This window comes from Collinsella sp. An268, from assembly GCF_002159765.1.
In the GTDB taxonomy this organism is placed as follows: Bacteria; Actinomycetota; Coriobacteriia; order Coriobacteriales; family Coriobacteriaceae; genus Coprousia.
The window spans coordinates 55,659-71,506 of sequence record NZ_NFJH01000007.1; the positions used below are offsets into that span (position 1 = coordinate 55,659).

At 64.0% G+C, this 15,848-nt stretch carries 16 protein-coding genes; 14 read left to right on the forward strand and 2 right to left on the reverse strand.

From position 1 onward, the window contains the following. Positions 1-126 precede the first annotated feature (126 nt). The 7 genes from B5F70_RS06820 to B5F70_RS10635 all read left to right on the forward strand — a co-directional run bounded on the left by B5F70_RS06820 (position 127) and on the right by B5F70_RS10635 (position 5,083). Positions 127-597, forward strand: coding sequence for a dCMP deaminase family protein (locus B5F70_RS06820; RefSeq protein ID WP_087204826.1), 471 nt, complete (start codon positions 127-129; stop codon positions 595-597). 188 nt (positions 598-785) lie between these two features. Further along, the gene (gene rsxC / locus B5F70_RS06825) at positions 786-2,123 is read left to right on the forward strand and encodes an electron transport complex subunit RsxC (protein ID WP_087204827.1); all 1,338 of its coding nucleotides are present in this window, start codon (positions 786-788) and stop codon (positions 2,121-2,123) included. Positions 2,124-2,129: 6 nt separating this feature from the next. Next, positions 2,130-3,062, forward strand: coding sequence for an RnfABCDGE type electron transport complex subunit D (locus B5F70_RS06830; protein WP_087204828.1), 933 nt, complete (start codon positions 2,130-2,132; stop codon positions 3,060-3,062). Continuing rightward, a complete protein-coding gene (locus tag B5F70_RS06835; protein ID WP_241145930.1) occupies positions 3,049-3,666 on the forward strand; it encodes an FMN-binding protein in 618 nt (205 codons plus the stop codon). Before B5F70_RS06830 ends, B5F70_RS06835 begins: the two co-directional genes overlap by 14 nt. A 1-nt stretch (position 3,667) precedes the next feature. Beyond that, the gene (locus B5F70_RS06840; RefSeq protein WP_087204829.1) at positions 3,668-4,309 is read left to right on the forward strand and encodes an Rnf-Nqr domain containing protein; all 642 of its coding nucleotides are present in this window, start codon (positions 3,668-3,670) and stop codon (positions 4,307-4,309) included. Then, positions 4,309-4,905, forward strand: coding sequence for an Rnf-Nqr domain containing protein (locus B5F70_RS06845; protein WP_087204830.1), 597 nt, complete (start codon positions 4,309-4,311; stop codon positions 4,903-4,905). Before B5F70_RS06840 ends, B5F70_RS06845 begins: the two co-directional genes overlap by 1 nt. Positions 4,906-4,918: 13 nt before the next feature. Further along, on the forward strand, positions 4,919-5,083 hold the full coding sequence (locus B5F70_RS10635; RefSeq protein WP_158094956.1) for a hypothetical protein: 165 nt from the start codon (positions 4,919-4,921) through the stop codon (positions 5,081-5,083). Positions 5,084-5,263: 180 nt separating this feature from the next. On the opposite strand, the gene B5F70_RS06850 is transcribed toward B5F70_RS10635, so the two are convergent. Continuing rightward, complete coding sequence (locus B5F70_RS06850; protein WP_087204831.1) at positions 5,264-5,533, reverse strand: type II toxin-antitoxin system RelE/ParE family toxin; 270 nt, start codon at positions 5,531-5,533, stop codon at positions 5,264-5,266. After that, the gene (locus tag B5F70_RS06855; RefSeq protein ID WP_087204832.1) at positions 5,526-5,831 is read right to left on the reverse strand and encodes a hypothetical protein; all 306 of its coding nucleotides are present in this window, start codon (positions 5,829-5,831) and stop codon (positions 5,526-5,528) included. Before B5F70_RS06855 ends, B5F70_RS06850 begins: the two co-directional genes overlap by 8 nt. 279 nt (positions 5,832-6,110) lie before the next feature. On the opposite strand from B5F70_RS06855, the gene ligA reads away from it, so the two are divergent. The 7 genes from ligA to B5F70_RS06890 all read left to right on the forward strand — a co-directional run bounded on the left by ligA (position 6,111) and on the right by B5F70_RS06890 (position 15,800). After that, a complete protein-coding gene (gene ligA / locus B5F70_RS06860) occupies positions 6,111-8,297 on the forward strand; it encodes an NAD-dependent DNA ligase LigA (RefSeq protein ID WP_087204889.1) in 2,187 nt (728 codons plus the stop codon). Positions 8,298-8,456: 159 nt separating this feature from the next. After that, positions 8,457-9,212 carry a sigma factor gene (locus B5F70_RS06865; protein WP_087204833.1) on the forward strand — a complete coding sequence of 252 codons (756 nt, stop codon included), beginning with the start codon at positions 8,457-8,459 and terminating at the stop codon, positions 9,210-9,212. Then, entirely contained in the window at positions 9,209-9,988 is a 780-nt protein-coding gene (locus tag B5F70_RS10765; RefSeq protein ID WP_087204834.1) for a hypothetical protein, read from the forward strand. Before B5F70_RS06865 ends, B5F70_RS10765 begins: the two co-directional genes overlap by 4 nt. A 144-nt stretch (positions 9,989-10,132) precedes the next feature. Further along, positions 10,133-11,176: a PepSY domain-containing protein gene (locus B5F70_RS06875; RefSeq protein WP_087204835.1), complete on the forward strand. Its 1,044-nt coding sequence runs from the start codon at positions 10,133-10,135 to the stop codon at positions 11,174-11,176. 202 nt (positions 11,177-11,378) lie between these two features. Continuing rightward, positions 11,379-11,978 carry a MarR family transcriptional regulator gene (locus B5F70_RS06880; RefSeq protein WP_206383519.1) on the forward strand — a complete coding sequence of 200 codons (600 nt, stop codon included), beginning with the start codon at positions 11,379-11,381 and terminating at the stop codon, positions 11,976-11,978. After that, complete coding sequence (locus tag B5F70_RS06885) at positions 11,971-13,758, forward strand: ABC transporter ATP-binding protein (protein ID WP_087204836.1); 1,788 nt, start codon at positions 11,971-11,973, stop codon at positions 13,756-13,758. Before B5F70_RS06880 ends, B5F70_RS06885 begins: the two co-directional genes overlap by 8 nt. After that, the gene (locus B5F70_RS06890; protein ID WP_087204837.1) at positions 13,758-15,800 is read left to right on the forward strand and encodes an ABC transporter ATP-binding protein; all 2,043 of its coding nucleotides are present in this window, start codon (positions 13,758-13,760) and stop codon (positions 15,798-15,800) included. The genes B5F70_RS06885 and B5F70_RS06890 overlap by 1 nt, the downstream gene beginning before the upstream one ends. Positions 15,801-15,848: the final 48 nt, after the last annotated feature.

Consider the following 15,848-nt stretch of genomic DNA (forward strand, 5'->3'; position numbering starts at 1 on the left):
AGTTGCGGATGGCTAAATGACTCATGTGGGGACGGGGTCGTTTTGAGCCACGTTGGGCCCGGCTGTGTTTGCGACACGGCCGGGCCTTGGTAGAATGGCGCTATCGTCGTGAGGAGGAGGTCGGCTATGCCGGGCAAGCGTCAAGACGTCATCAGCTGGGACGAGTTTTTCATGCGCGCCGCCATCGCGGCGAGCCTGCGCTCTAAGGACCCCAACACGCAGGTGGGGGCCTGCATCGCCGACACCAACCACCGCATCCTCTCGGTGGGGTACAACGGCACGCCCTCAGCGCTCAACGACGACGATTTTCCGTGGGGTACGGCCGACGACCCGCTGCATGACAAGCACAACTATGTGATCCACGCCGAGGCAAACGCGATCTTGAACTACCGCGGCTCGCTCAAAGACATGGCAGGGGCGACCGTCTACGTAACGCTCTTCCCGTGTCACGAGTGCGCCAAGACCCTCGTGCAAGCGGGCATCGGCGAGGTCGTCTACCTCGATGACAAGTACGCTGGCACCGAGGACAACCTCATCTCCAAGAACATTTTTGATCGGTGCGGGATCACGTATCGACAGGTCGAGCTAGAGGGCTGAGACGGCAGCCGAATCGCCATCTTTATCCTCCAAATAGAATAATAAAGAGCGCATCTGGACGGTTTACCCCTCTAATCGTGTGTTCAAAATGTGCAGCCATCTCGTTACAATAGAGAGCATGCATGTGTAAACACCGTCTATCCGGCTGCTTCGTCTACGCGCCGGATAACGAGGGGGAAGGGGAGTTGATGTTCTCTCTGCACAAGACGTTAGGCGGTGTGCATCCGCCGCAGTGCAAGGACACGCGCGACTGCCCCGTCACGTCGATTGAGCCGCCCCGGCAGGTACGCATTCCGCTGAACATGCACATCGGTGCACCTGCCAAGCCGGTGGTAAACGTGGGCGACCACGTTTACATCGGTACGCTCATCGGCGATGGCGAGGGGCTGTGCGCACCCGTGCACGCCACTGTCTCGGGCACCGTTACCTCGGTGGCCGAGGAGACGCTGCCTACCGGGCAGCACGCTCCGGTCGTCCAGATCGAGTCTGACGGCAAGATGGAGAACGATCCGGCGCTCGAGAAGCCGACGTACGCCAACAAGGACGAGTTCATCGAGTGCGTCCGCAAGTCGGGCGTCGTGGGCCTCGGCGGCGCATCGTTCCCGTCGTGGTTCAAGATGAAGTGCCCGCCGGGCAAGAAGTTCGAGTTCCTCGTCGTCAACGCCATGGAGTGCGAGCCGTTCATCACGAGCGACTACCGCCAGATGATGGAGCATGCCGAGCGCATTATCGACGGCGTGACGCGCATCGCCCGCGCCCTCGAAATTCCGGCTGCCGTTATCGGCGTGGAGGACAACAAGCCTGAGGCTGTCGACAAGCTCAACGCCACCATTCAGGAGAAGGGCGTCGGCGACATCGTCGAGGTTCTCATGGTTCCCACCCGCTACCCCATGGGCGGCGAGAAGGTCCTCATCCAGACCACCACGGGCCGCGCGGTGCCTGCCGGCGGGCTTCCCGTCGACGCGGGCTGCCTGGTGTTGAACGTCACGACCGTCTCGCGCATCGAGGAGTACTTCCGCTACGGTGTGCCGCTCGTGCGCAAGACCGTCACCATCGCCGGTGACTGCGTCAAGAACCCGGGCAACTACCGTATTCCCATCGGTATGAGCGTGCACGACGTGGTCGAGGCCACGGGCGGCCTCATCAAGGAGCCGCGCAAGATCATCATGGGCGGCCCCATGATGGGTCGCACGATCACCGACATCGACTGCCCGATTCTGAAGGCCAACAACGCCATCCTCTGCCTGGAGGACAAGGCGATCCTGCCCGACGAGACGCCCTGCATCCGTTGCGGCCGCTGCGTGAGCGTGTGCCCTCTGGGCCTCATGCCCTTCCAGCTCGACGCCGCCTCGCGCAGCCATGACGTGGTCAAGCTCGACGAGTTTGCGGTCATGAACTGCATGGAGTGCGGCAGCTGCGCCTACACCTGCCCGGCGCACCGCCGCATCACCGCTTCGATTCGCGAGGGCAAGGGCTACTACCGCAACGAGTCCCGCCGGCTCACCGAACCTGCGAAGGAGGCGTAACCGCGCATGAATCTGATTAACGAGGCCTCCCCGCATTTCCACGGGGAGTCGCGCACGTGGAAGATCATGGGTGCCGTTTGCCTGGCGCTCGTGCCCACCCTCATCGCGGCGACCGCGCTCTACGGTCTTGCCGCTCCGCTCGTGGTGCTGGTCTGCATCGCCACGGCGCTCGTCTGCGAGCACCTGTGCTGCATCATCATGCACCGCGAGTCCACCGCCGGAGATTTCTCCTGCGTGGTGACGGCGATGCTGTTCGCCTACACCCTGCCGGCGACCTGCCCGGTCCACGTGGCGGTTGCGGGCACCGCGTTTGCGATCATCGTCGCCAAGATGCTCTTCGGCGGCATCGGCGCGAATGTGTTCAACCCCGCCGTCGCCGGCCGCGTCTTCATCATGGTGGCCTTCCCGTCGGCGCTTTCGAGCTATCCGGCCGTTCAGGGCACGCCGCTCGACGCCATCACGGGCGCCACGCCGCTTGCCGAGGCCGCCTCGGGCGCGCCGGTTGCGAGCTATACGGACCTGCTCTTTGGTCTGCATGCGGGCGCGCTGGGCGAGACCTGCATCATCACGCTTCTCATCGGCTATGTGTTCCTGCTCGCCGTCAAGGTGGTTGACGCTTGGGCCACGGTTCCCTTCATCGCCACGGTCGCCCTCATTACGGGCATCGGCGGCGAGGACGTCGTCTACCAGGTGCTCGCCGGCGGTCTTGCCCTCGGCGCCTTCTTCATGGCGACGGATTACACCACCACGCCCATGACGTGGAAGGGCAAGATTATCTTCGGCGTCGGCTGCGGTGTCATCACCGCGCTCGTGCGCCTGTTTGCCTCCGCTCCCGAGGGCGTGGCGTTCTCCATCCTCTTCATGAACATGTTCGTTCCGCTGATCGACCGCTACACGCGGACGCAGCCGGTGGGAGGTGTCAAGCATGCCCTCGTCTAACACGACCCCCGCGTCCGGCGCCAAGCTCTCTTGGATCGCCCGCCATCGCAACGGCTCGCTCTACGCGTTTGTGACCGTGCTCGTTGCCGCCGTGGTGTGCGGCGGCGTCCTCGGCTTCGCCTATTACCAGGGCCAGTGGGCGACCACGGCGTTTACCGACGCCGACGCTCGTCTCGACGAGGCCCAGGGCGGCGCCCAGCGCGCGCTGCTCTTCCCGGAGGCCGCGAGCTTCGAGAAGCTCGACGCCCCGGCCATCGAGGGCCTCAACTCCGCGTACGTGACCGATGCCGGCGACTATGTCTTCGACGTGCAGTCGGCCGGTTATGCGGGCGACGTCCAGCTTATGATCGGCATCGCGTCCGACGGTACCGTTGCGGGCATTCAGATCGTCTCCGAGAACGAGACGGACGGCATCGGCACCAACGCGCTTACCGAGGACTTCTTCGGTACCTTCACGGGTCTCGCGGCCGAGGGCTCGCTCTCGCTCGACGGCTCTGAGGGCACGCAGGTCGACGGCGTTTCCGGCGCGACCTTCACCTCCACGGCCGTGGTGGAAGACCTCAACATCGCCTTCGAGGCGTACGCACAGTTGGGAGGTAACTAACATGGCTCTCAATGAGAACGTGGTGCGCGAGCAGAACGAGCGCATCGCCGAGCTCGTGCGCACGCCGGCCTTCTTGGTGGCGGCGAGTTCGCTCACGGGCCTTGCGGTGGCGACCTCGGTCGAGAACGGCATCGCCATCGGCGCCGTGAGCGCGGTTGCCATCGTGGCTATGGCGCTCGTCGCCCGCCCGCTCCGTGCCCTCACCGGCATCTGGGCGCGCATCCCGGTGCTTCTGATGGTGAGCGCGACCATCGTGACCTTGGTGTCGTTTGCCGTGCGCATCATCGACCCGCTCATCTACCAGAACCTCGGCATCTACCTGCCGCTCGCTGCAGTGAACGGCATCGTTGCCGCCTTCATCTACGATGACGGCTTTGCGGGAGGCCCCGCTAAGGGCTCAACCATGGGGACGGCGCTCTTCTGCGCGGTGTGCGCGTTCTGCACGCTTACCTTTGTGGGTTTCATCAACGGCATGTTCGCTACCGGCGCGGTCTTTGGCCTCACCATGAACGAGCTCGCCGCTTCGCCCATCGCGATTTTCGGTACGCCCGCCGGGTCGCTTCTCGTGCTCGCGCTCGTGTGCGCGTTTGTGAACTCCATCGTCGACGCTGCGCGCAAGAGCGCAGAGGGAGGTGAGCGCTAATGGCGTTTCTGAATGCGCTCTTCTCGGCGGCGCTCGACCAGAACATCGTCTTTGGCCAGCTTGTTGGCATGGTCATCGTGTTTCTGGCAGCTGAGCGCCCGCAGGACGCCTTCCGTCTGGGCGGCGCCCTCTGGGTCGCCACCTTTGCGGCGGGGCTCATCGGCTGGCCGCTCTACACCTACGTGCTCGCCCCCTGGGGCATCGATTACATGGCGCCGGTGGTGTATGTGCTCGTGAGCGCTGCCGTGATCTTTGCTCTGGGTGCTGCTGTCGCGGCGCCGCGCGCTAAGGCGGAGCGCTCGCGCATCTATCAGCTCTGTGCGCTTCTCGCCGTCAACGCCGCCGTGCTCGCCGTGCCGCTCTCCATGGCGGCATCTGCCGACGTGACCACGTTCGATACCGCCCTCGGCGCCGCCATCGGCGCCGGCATGGGCCTCTTTATCGCCGTGGTCGCCTTTGCCTTCATTCATGACCGCATCGACGAGCGCCTCGTGCCCGGCGTGCTCCGTGGTGTGCCCATCTCGCTCGTCACGGCCGCCCTCATGGCGCTCGCGTTCACGGGCGTCGCGGGCATCGCCGGCGGGCTCTTTGTGTAAGGGGGTATGTGCTATGGGAATCTACGTTGTCGCACCGCCGATCATCCTTGCCGTGCTCGCCTTCATTCCGGCCGCCGTCATCGGCTTCGCGTCGCGCGCGGCGCGTCGCGCCGATTGGCTCGAAGAGCAGGCCGCTGCTGAGGCTGCCGAGGCTTCTCAGGCAGAGGACGCCGCCTAGGCAACTGCGGAGTAGCGTCTGGTTATATAGCGCGTGTAGGGGCGCGGCACCTGTTGCGGGTGCCGCGCCCTTGCTAGATGTATGCAATGCGTATGGCGAGGCGCTAGCACGGAAGCTGCGTGACACGCATCTCGACTGCTGGCCCAAAGCACGCCGATATTCCCAAGCCGCTATGTTTAGCTACCAAACCGAGTGATCGTAGGGCAAGGAGAGAAACTCCAGCCGGTCACGCTCGTCGTCGTAGCGGTACACGATGGTATAGGGCGGCACGGGAAAGGTGCGGAGTGTCGGTCCAAAGCGCTCGGTAAGCGAGGGCCGCACGTTAGGGTTGCCGATGAAGGGGTGAGATTCGATGGCGGCAAGGCGCCGGTCGAGGAGGGAAAGCACCCGGTGGGAGTATATTGCCGCTACGTTGTCAGCAAAGTTGTCGGCATACACGACGCTACGCATAGCGAGCCCTCCGCTCACATGCGCGCTGGAACATCTCCTCGCGCGAGGTGGAGTAGCGACCCTCCTCAATGTCGGTTGCGCCCCGCTGCACGGCATCAAGCAGGTATGCCTCGTAGGCGGCATCGGCGCGCTCGCGCTCAATCAGGTCGTTGAGGGCCTGCTCGCTCATAAACACATAGGCGCCACGGCCGTTCTCGGTAATGCGTACGGGACCCTTGTCGGCGGCATCTTTTACCTCTTTTGACTGTTTGGAGAGCGCCGTGATGGGAAAGATGGGTGCGGTGATGCTGGTATTCATAGGCTGCTCCATCAGATGATTATCAGATAATAAGCAGATTATAACAGGACTAGAATAGCTGCACCCCTAAGGAGGCCTTGGCTCTGCGACAGTGGCGGGGTTGGGCGATTGATAGGGGGCGGGTGCCTCGAGTTGGTCGGTCCGCGCGGGATGGTACCCTATAGGCCGGAGCGAATTGGACGGCCGTGCAGTGCGGTCGTGTGCCATAAGGAGGGTACCGTGGAGCAGGAGAACCTGTTTGGCGAGAACGTGGCGGCAGAGCAGGCGGGAGCGTCAGGTGTGACGGGCGCACAAGGCGATGGGGACGCCGCCCGCGCCGAGGCCGCCACGCGCGCAGCGGAGCTCCGCCACGAGCTCGATTACCATGCCTACCGCTACTACATTCTCGATGCGCCGGAGATAACCGATGCCGCCTTCGACAAGCTTCTCGTCGAGCTGCAGCAGATCGAGGCGCGCTATCCGGATCTGGTGACGCCCGACTCCTACACGCAGCGCGTGGGCGGCGGCTACGTTGATACCGAACAGTTCGCGCCCGTCACCCACATGGCGCGCATGTATTCGATGGATGATGCCATGAACCTCGAGGAGCTGGACGAATGGCTCGAGCGCACGGAGGACGCGCTTGGCGCGGGGCGGGTCATCTACACGTGCGAGCTCAAGATCGACGGCCTGGGCGTGGCGCTCACCTATCGCGGCGGCTCGTTTGCGCGTGCGGCCACCCGCGGTGACGGTACGACGGGCGAGGACGTCTCGCTCAACGTCCGCACCATCAAGGATGTGCCGATGCATCTCTCGGCGGCCGCGCTCGACCACATGGGTGCCGACCGCGACGCCGCGATCGAGGTGCGCGGTGAGGTCTACATGCCCAAGGGGAGCTTTGTGCGCCTGAACGAGGAGGCCGACGCCGATGGTCGCGACCCCTTCGCCAACCCGCGCAACGCCGCCGCCGGCAGCCTTCGCCAGAAGGACCCCAAGGTCACGGCGCGTCGCGATCTCGCGACCTTCCTCTATGCCGTGGCGGACACGGCGCCGTTGCACGTCGACAGCCAGCACGCGTTTCTCGACTGGCTTCGCCAAGCAGGCTTTTCCGTCAATCCCAACGTGGCGCGCTGCGCCACGCCGTCAGAGGTGCACGAGTTTTGCGCCAACGCCCTGGCGCACCGGAGCGAGCTCGACTACGACATCGACGGCGTGGTGGTGAAGGTCGATAGCTTCACCCAGCAAGACGAGCTGGGCTTTACCGCACGCGCTCCGCGTTGGGCCATCGCGTTCAAGTTCCCGCCCGAGGAGAAGCGCACCGTCCTGCGAGAGATTCGCATTCAGGTCGGTCGCACGGGCGTGCTCACGCCGGTGGCGGAGTTCGATCCGGTGACGGTCTCGGGCTCTACGATCGCCCGTGCGACGCTTCATAACATCGACGAGATTCGCCGTAAGGACGTGCGCGTGGGCGACACCATCGTGGTGCACAAGGCGGGCGATGTCATTCCCGAGGTCGTGGGGCCCGTGCTCGACGATCGTCCGGCGGATGCGGTGGAGTACCAGATGCCCGATGCCTGCCCGGCGTGCGGTGCGCCGGTGGTGCACGAGGAGGGTGAGGTCGCCTACCGCTGCGTCTCCATCGACTGCCCGGCGCAGCTGCGCGAGCGTTTGGCGCACTGGGTAAGCCGCCCCTGCATGGATATCGACGGCGTGGGCACCGAGCTTATCGACAAGATGGTTGAGGCGGGGCTTCTGCGCGACGTCGCCGACTTCTACGCGCTGACCGTTGACGCGGTGGCCGCGCTCGACACGGGCCGCGTCTACCAGGCGGATAACAATCGCCGCGGCATCAAGGCGGGCGACCCCATTCCTGTGGGTGCCACCATCGCCCAGAAGGTGGTGGACGAGATCACACGTTCCAAAGAGCAGCCGCTCTCGCGCGTGCTCTTTGCGCTGGGTATCCGCCATGTGGGCAAGAGTGTGGCCGAGCTTATCGCCCAGCGCTTCCTCAACCTGCCGGCGCTCATTGACGCAAGCGAGGAGGACATCGCCGGCATCGAGGGCATCGGTCCCAAGATCGCGGCAAGCGTGAAGGAGTTCTTTGCGGTTCCCGAGAACCTCGCGGTGCTCGAGCGCCTGCGTCTGGCGGGCGTCACGCTGGAGGAGAACCTCGGTGGCGCGGGGGCGGATGCAGCCTTTGCCGAGGAAGCGGGGGTTGCAGCCGAGCTCACCGAGGCGCAGCCGCTCGCCGGCCTTACCTTTGTGCTCACGGGCGCCCTCACGCGCTTCACGCGCGACGAGGCGGGAAGCGTCCTTAAGGCCCTCGGAGCCAAGGTTACCGGCTCGGTCTCCAAGAAGACGAGCTACGTGGTGGCGGGCGAGAAGGCGGGCTCCAAACTCGCCAAGGCGGAGAGCCTGGGCGTGCCGGTCCTCACCGAGGACGACCTCGCCCAGATTATGGCGACCGGCGTAGTGCCCGAGCGATAGGCGCGTCTTACCGATTCCTTACCAAATCCGTCATCTCCCCTTACCGAATGTGCGTCGGCGACCCGGTACGCTCGACGTTCCAGCAGTTTTGACCAATCTGCCCGCGCGACCCCAAAACGCGCGTGCGCGCTGCGCATCCTATGGGCAGAAGGGGAGACCATGGGCTTGCGGAACGACATTGCCGCGCGCGTGCGGGCGGCGCAGAGAGATGCGCATCGGGCAGATGACCTGGTACGCGACTACCTGCCGTTCATCAAGGCCGAGACCGCAAAGTTCACGGGGCGAAGCCCCCAAGAGGGGTCTGATGACGAGCTGGGAATCGCTATGTTTGCGTTTCACGAGGCAGTGATGGCATATGATGCGCGCCGGGGTGCGTTCCTGCCGCTTGCGGCCCGCTTCATCAAAAACCGCCTCATCGACTACCGCCGCCGCGAGGCGCGCCACCTCACGGTCGTGTCGCTCGACAGCGCAACCGACGACACCGACGGTGACGAGCGTCCCGCTCTGGTGGACCAAATCGCCACTGAACATTCGGATATGGACGAGGGCATGGTTCGCGAGGCGACGCGAAAAGAGATTCGCGAGCTCGCTGCGCTCCTCGAGACCTACGGCGTGTCGTTTGCTGACGTAGCGGACAACTGCCCTAAGCAGGACCGCACACTCGAGACCTGCCGGACCGCCATCCGCTATGCGCGCGAGCATTTTGAGCTCATCGAGCAGCTTGAGGCAACGGGTAAGCTACCGCTTGCCGCCATAGCCTCAGGCGCGGGTGTCGAGCGCAAGACGCTCGAGCGCCACCGTCGCTACCTTGTGGCGATGCTTCTCATCTATACCAACGGCTTCGACATCATTCGAGACCACCTCTACAAGTTGGTTGGTGCCGCGCCCGAGGCAGCGGGGGGTGATGCGGCATGAGGTACCTGGTGCTCGAGTGCGCTCTGAGCTTTGCCGTCGTGCTCGACGAAGAGGGCCGCGTGCGGCGCGTGCCCAACCTGGGCTACGCCGTGGGCGAGGTGCGGGAGGATATCTACCTTGCCGATACGCCCATAGACGACGCCGTGGCCCGGCGCCGCGGTCCGGCGCGCACGGTGTGGTGGCTGGCGGCTGCGGCTTGCCTCTGCGCCGCGATCATCGGCGGTGCGTGGTCCTGGCAGACGCCGCGAGGTACCGTGCACTTGGAGATCAACCCATCTGTTGCCATTGAGGTCAACCGGTTTGACCGTGTGGTTGGGCTTGCTGGTGAGAATGCCGACGGTGAGGCCCTTATCGAGGGCTATTGGTCCTACGGCAAGGAGGCCGAGACGGTGGTCTTTGAGCTCACCGACCGCGCGGCCGACGCGGGGGATCTTGCAGCAGGTGGCGCGGTGGCACTTGATGTGGCTTCGGACGACGAACCATGGCGCGCCGAGACCGAGGAGCGTCTGATCGCTGACCTCTCCGCCCACGTGGGCGAGGACATCATGGTCGCTCGCAGGGCAGACATCGAGGCCGCGCAGGCAGCTGCTGACGAATTGCCCGAGGAGGTAATCGTCGAGGTGCCCGAGCCGGAGCCCGCGGACCCCGCACCGGTTGAGGCCGCGCCTGCGCTGGCAGCGCCCGCGCCTGCGCCTGCCCCCGCCCCGACGCCTGAGCCAACCTATAGCGATGACAGCGGCTATGGGAACTCCGGCTACAGCGGTTACGACGATTAACGCTCGCGTTCTGGCTTCTCCTGCGTAGCGGCAAGAAAAAAGTCCAAAAAAGTACTCGTGCGACCCCGGTTTGGGAATGGGTCCTCCGCAACCTATCACTGTCAGAAGGGAAGACCGGAAGAACCGGTGACCAAAGGAGGAAACATGTTGGCTACAAGGACTCTCTCCCGCATCGCAGGCATCGGCGTGTGCGCTGCCCTGATAGCCGGGCTTAGCGGCTGCGGAACGCTGCTCCCCTCAACTCCCTCGGGTAATGGCACGGCGGCCATCGGTAGCGTTCTTTTGAGCGTGAACCCCGAGATTGAGATCGCCTATGACAGCCAGGGTGACGTGGTGGCGGTTTCTGGCGCCAATGAGGACGGCAAGAGCGTGCTTGCCGATTTTGACAACGCTATCGGTCGGCCGGCGACGATGGTTGCGGGTGAGCTCGTCGGCGAGATTGATGACGATGGCTACTTTGAGAACGGCATCGGCGGGCGCGAGCGCAATATCGTTCTCAAGATCGCGGACGGGTCGCGGGCGCCTTCCGATAGCTTTATGGATGACATGGCGGCAAGTGTGCAGAGGGCGGCAAGCGACCGCGGTTTGGGCTCGAGCGCCTACGCCATCGGAGATGACGACCTGGACGATACCGGACTCATCGGCATCGATGCTGCCAAGCAGCTGGTATTGGGGCAGCTGGGACTCGATCCGGCGACGGTGACCTTCCACGAGCACGAGTATGAACTCGATGACGGCGTGTACGAGCTCGAATTCACAGCGAACGGCACCGAATACGATTTTGAGGTTGACGCCAGTACCGGCAAGGTGCTCGAGGCCGACTTTGACCGCAACGATGACTGGGACGACCGCGATACGTGGGATGATGGCAATTCTGGCTACGACGACGGCAACTCAGCATACGACGATGGAAGCTCGGCCTATGACGACGATATGGGCGACCACGACGACGGAAATTCCGCGTATGACGACGGCGCGAGCGACTACGGCGTGACCGCAACGGTCTCGACCGCCGCTCCCGCCCCAGCTCCCGCTCCGGAGCCCACTCCAGCACCCGCTCCCGCCCCGTCATCCTCTTACGATAGCGACAGTGGGTATGACTACGACAGCGGATACGATTACGATGACGGAAACTCGGGCTACGACTCTGATAGCGGCTACGACGCTGACAGCGGATACGACGATTAGCGCATCTGAAAGTCTCCTACAGGGGCGGCCCCAGCGGTTGCCCCTTTCGCATGTAGTGAGAACGCGTTTATCGCAACCGGCAAAACGATTCTCTGTCGGTTGCAAGATAGTGACAAGCTGGCGCAACTGTCTTGACAGGCGTGGTAGCGTGAAGTAATAATTGATAAGTCAACAATTGACATATCAAGTATTGCGAGGAGCTATGCAAGACAACGAACGTGCAAATTCCCCAGAGGCAGACGCAACCGATCAAGTCAATCTTGGTGCCTACCGCATGCTGCTCTTTAGGGCGTCTCATGCGCAAAAACAGCTGCTTCACCCCTATATGGCAAGCATTGGGTTGGGTACCGGTCAGCCCAAGCTGCTGAGCTACTTGGCCGAGAACGGTTCCTGCACGCCCCGCGAGCTCGCCGACTTTTACGAGCTCGATCCAGCGGGCGTCTCGCGCATGCTCGACGCACTTGAGCGCAAGGGCTTTGTGAGTTTTGCTCCGCATGCGGACGACCGTCGCTGCAAGGTGGTTTCGCTAACCAGCGAGGGGGAGCGCGTCGCCCGCGCGTGGAACGCCGCATGCGTGGAGGAGGCACGCGCCATGCTCGACGGCTTTACGCCCAAGGAACGCGAGGCGTTTGCCGACTACCTGCGCCGCGCGCACGCGAACCTGCGCACCTACGGGCAGAAGCTCGCTGCCGCCGCGGCAGATAGTCAGGCCACCGGCCGCATACCCGCCGAGCCCGGCGCGAGTGAGGCGCCCGGCGCGAGCGAGGCACTCGGTGCAGGGGAGGCGACCTCCCGTGCATGAGATCGGACGCATCGTCTCCTATCTGGGGCACTATCGCAAAGATGCCATCCTCGGCATTCTGCTCGTGGTCATCGAAAGCGCCTTTGAGATGGTCATCCCCATCCTCATGGCGGACATCATCGACGTTGGCGTTGCCCAGCGCGACCTCGCCTACATCACCCGGCAGGGCATGCTCATGGGCGTATGCGCCATCCTCGCCCTCATCACCGGGCTTCTCTATGCGCGCTATGCCGCCCGCGCCTCGTACGGTTTGGGGGCGCACCTGCGCGCCGCTGAGTACGAGCGCGTGCAGGAGTACTCGTTTGCAAACCTCGATCACTTTGAGACGTCATCGCTCATCACGCGCATGACCACCGACGTAACCGTCATCCAAAACGCCCTCAACGCAGGCTTTCGCCCCATGGTGCGAGGGCCGGTGATGCTCGTTATCGGCTTTGCGCTCGCGTTTTACCTCAACGCGGAGCTCGCGCTGGTGTTTTGCGCCGTGGTGCCGGTCATGGCGATCGCCATCGTGGTGATCGTCCGCCGCGTGAGCCCGCTGTACGGCGTGCTGCAGGCCACGGTCGACAAGCTGAACGATGTGGTGCAGGAGATGCTCACGGCGGTCCGCGCGGTCAAGGCCTACGTCCGCGGCGACTACGAGTGCGAGGAGTTCCGCCGCGTGAACGAGGGGCTCGCCGCCACAAGCGAGCGGACCTTCCGCCTGGCGGTCTTCAACATGCCCGTGCTCTATGTATCGATGTACACGGCCACGACCCTCATCATGTGGTTTGGCGGGCAGATGATTTTGGGCGGGGCGCTTCAGGTGGGCGAGCTCACGGGCTTTCTCTCCTACGTCATGCAGATCCTCAACTCGCTCATCATGATTTCCAATGTGTTTTTGCTGCTTACGCGTTCGCTGGCGAGCGTGCACCGCATCTCTGAGGTACTGGACGAGCCCGTTGATCTCACCTCGCCGAAGGGTGCGCTGACCGAGGTTGCGGACGGATCGGTTGTTTTTGACGATGTCTCCTTCAAGTACCGCGCTGACGCGCAGGAGTACGTGCTCGAGCACATTTCGCTCGCCATTCCCGCTGGCGCCACGGTGGGCATCCTCGGCGGCACGGGCTCGGGCAAGACTACGCTTGTGCAGCTGATTCCGCGTCTCTACGATGCGACTGAGGGTGAGGTCCGCGTAGGCGGGCGTGACGTGCGTGCCTATGACCTCGCCGCCCTGCGCGACGCGGTTGCCATCGTGCTGCAGAAAAACGTGCTCTTCTCGGGCACGGTGCGTGAGAACCTGCGTTGGGGCAACCCCAAGGCGACCGACGAGGAGCTTTTGGCGGCCTGCCGGCAGGCGCGGGTGGACGAGTTTCTCGACCGTTTGCCGGGTGGTCTCGACTACGACCTCGGCCAGGGCGGCGTGAACGTCTCCGGCGGTCAGAAGCAGCGTCTCTGCATTGCACGCGCGCTTCTGAAGCACCCCAAGGTCATCATTTTTGACGACTCAACGAGCGCGGTTGACATGGCGACGGACGCACAGATTCGCGCCGCGCTTGCCGAGCTCACCGGTGTGACCAAGATCATCATCGCTCAGCGCGTGAACTCGGTGGAAGACGCCGACCAGATCATCGTGCTCGACGACGGCCGTGTGAGCGCCGTTGGCACGCACGACGAACTCCTCGCCAGCTCCGAGATCTACCGCGAGATCTACACCTCGCAGCAATACGGCACAGTTGGGGACGGGGCCGTTTCGTGCACTGCGACAGGCACCCCCGCCTCGAAGGGAGGTGAGCGCTAATGCCGGCACCGGGAAACAAGCCCAAAAATCTCCTGCATACCCTGCACGAGCTCATGTCCTATCTGGGTCGTCACAAGCTGCTCTTCTTGGCTGTGGCGATGCTCGTCACCATCTCTGCGGTGGCCAACCTCGTCGGGACCTATATGATTCGCCCCGTGGTGGATGCGCTCGCCGCGGGCAACTACGAGGCCTTCGTCAAAAACATCCTGCTCACCGCTGCCATCTATTGCGCGGGCGTACTCGCCACCTTTGGCTACACCCAAACGATGGTGCACGCCGGGCAGAAGGTGCTTGTCGATATCCGCCGCGACCTCTTTGCGCACATCCAGACGCTGCCGCTGCGCTACTTTGACTCGCGCAGCCGCGGCGACATCATGAGCTACTTCACCAACGACGTCGACACCGTGGCAGAGGCCATGAACAACAGCTTTGCCATGGTCATCCAGAGCTTCATCATGATCGTGGGCACGCTCACCATGATCTTTATCTTGAACTGGCGACTCTCGCTTATTGTGGTCGTGGGCTATGCGGTGATGTTTGCCTACATCAGCTTCTCCACCCGCCGCAGCCGCCGGTACTTCCAAAAGCAGCAGGCGGTGCTCGGCGAGCTCGATGGCTATGTGGAGGAGATGGTCACCGGCCAAAAGGTCGTAAAGGTCTTTAACCACGAGTCAGCCAACGTGGCGGAGTTTGGCGATAAGAACGAGCAGCTGCGCGTCGCCGGTACGGGCGCGCAGGCCTACGCTGCGTCGATGATCCCCGCTGTGGTATCCATCAGCTACGTGAACTACGCCATTGTGGCGGCGGTCGGTGGCTGGATGGCCATTACCGGCGCGACCGACGTGGGCGCGCTCGCGAGCTACCTGGTCTTTGTGCGCCAGACCGCTATGCCCATCAACCAGTTCACGCAGCAGTCGAACTTCCTGCTCTCGGCGCTTGCCGGCGCGGAGCGCGTCTTTGCCGCCATGCACGAGAGGCCCGAGGTGGACGAGGGCCGCGTGCGACTCGAGCAGACGGGTCGCGGCTCTTGGGTATGGCGCATTCCCGAGGGTTGGGGTATCGGCGCCTGGGGCTCGCTTGTAAAAGTCGCTGACGGGTGCACAAATGGGGACGGGGTCGTTTCGTGCAGCTCAGCTGGCCTCGCGGCCGGCCCGGTAGCCCCCTCGCCAGCTCCCGAGTCGGACAATGCGGCGCGCTCTGAGGTTCCCGCCGCTACCGCTGCGCCGGCTGCCCTCGAGGCGGGCGCCAAGGTGGGTGCCACCGCGCGCGGCGTCGATGGCACGCTGCTGGCCGTGGGCGCGCTGCCGCTTTGCGGCGACGTGCGCTTCCATAACGTGAGCTTTGGGTACGAGCCCGGTCACGAGGTGCTCCACGACATCAACCTGTTTGCGAAGCCGGGGCAGACCATCGCGTTTGTGGGGTCGACGGGCGCCGGCAAGACGACCATCACCAACCTCATCAACCGCTTCTACGACGTGCAGACCGGCGAGATCACCTTCGATGGCATCAACGTCAAGAACATCGAGAAGGACTCGCTGCGCCGTTCGCTCGGTATTGTTTTGCAGGACACGCACCTGTTTACGGGCACCATTGCAGATAACATTCGCTTCGGCAAGCTCGACGCCACCGACGAGGAGGTGCGCGCGGCGGCTCGCATCGCCAACGCGGACAGCTTCATCCGTCGCCTGCCGCGGGGGTACGACACCATGGTCACCTCGGACGGTGCGAACCTCTCCCAAGGCCAGCGCCAGCTTCTCGCCATCGCGCGCGCCGCGGTTGCCGATCCTCCGGTGCTGATCTTGGACGAGGCGACCTCCTCGATCGATACGCGCACCGAGATGCTCATCAGCCGCGGCATGAGGCAGCTCATGGAGGGCCGCACGACCTTCATGATCGCGCACCGTCTCTCCACCGTGCGCGACGCCGACGCCATCATGGTGCTCGACCACGGCCGCATCATCGAGCGCGGCACGCATGATGAGCTCTACGCGCTCGGCGGCACGTACTGGGAGCTCTGTCAGGGGCTCAAGGAGCTGGATTAGCGCCCGCGGGCGGCCGCGGCCCCTCGTGCCCAAGCCGCCCGGGCCCGT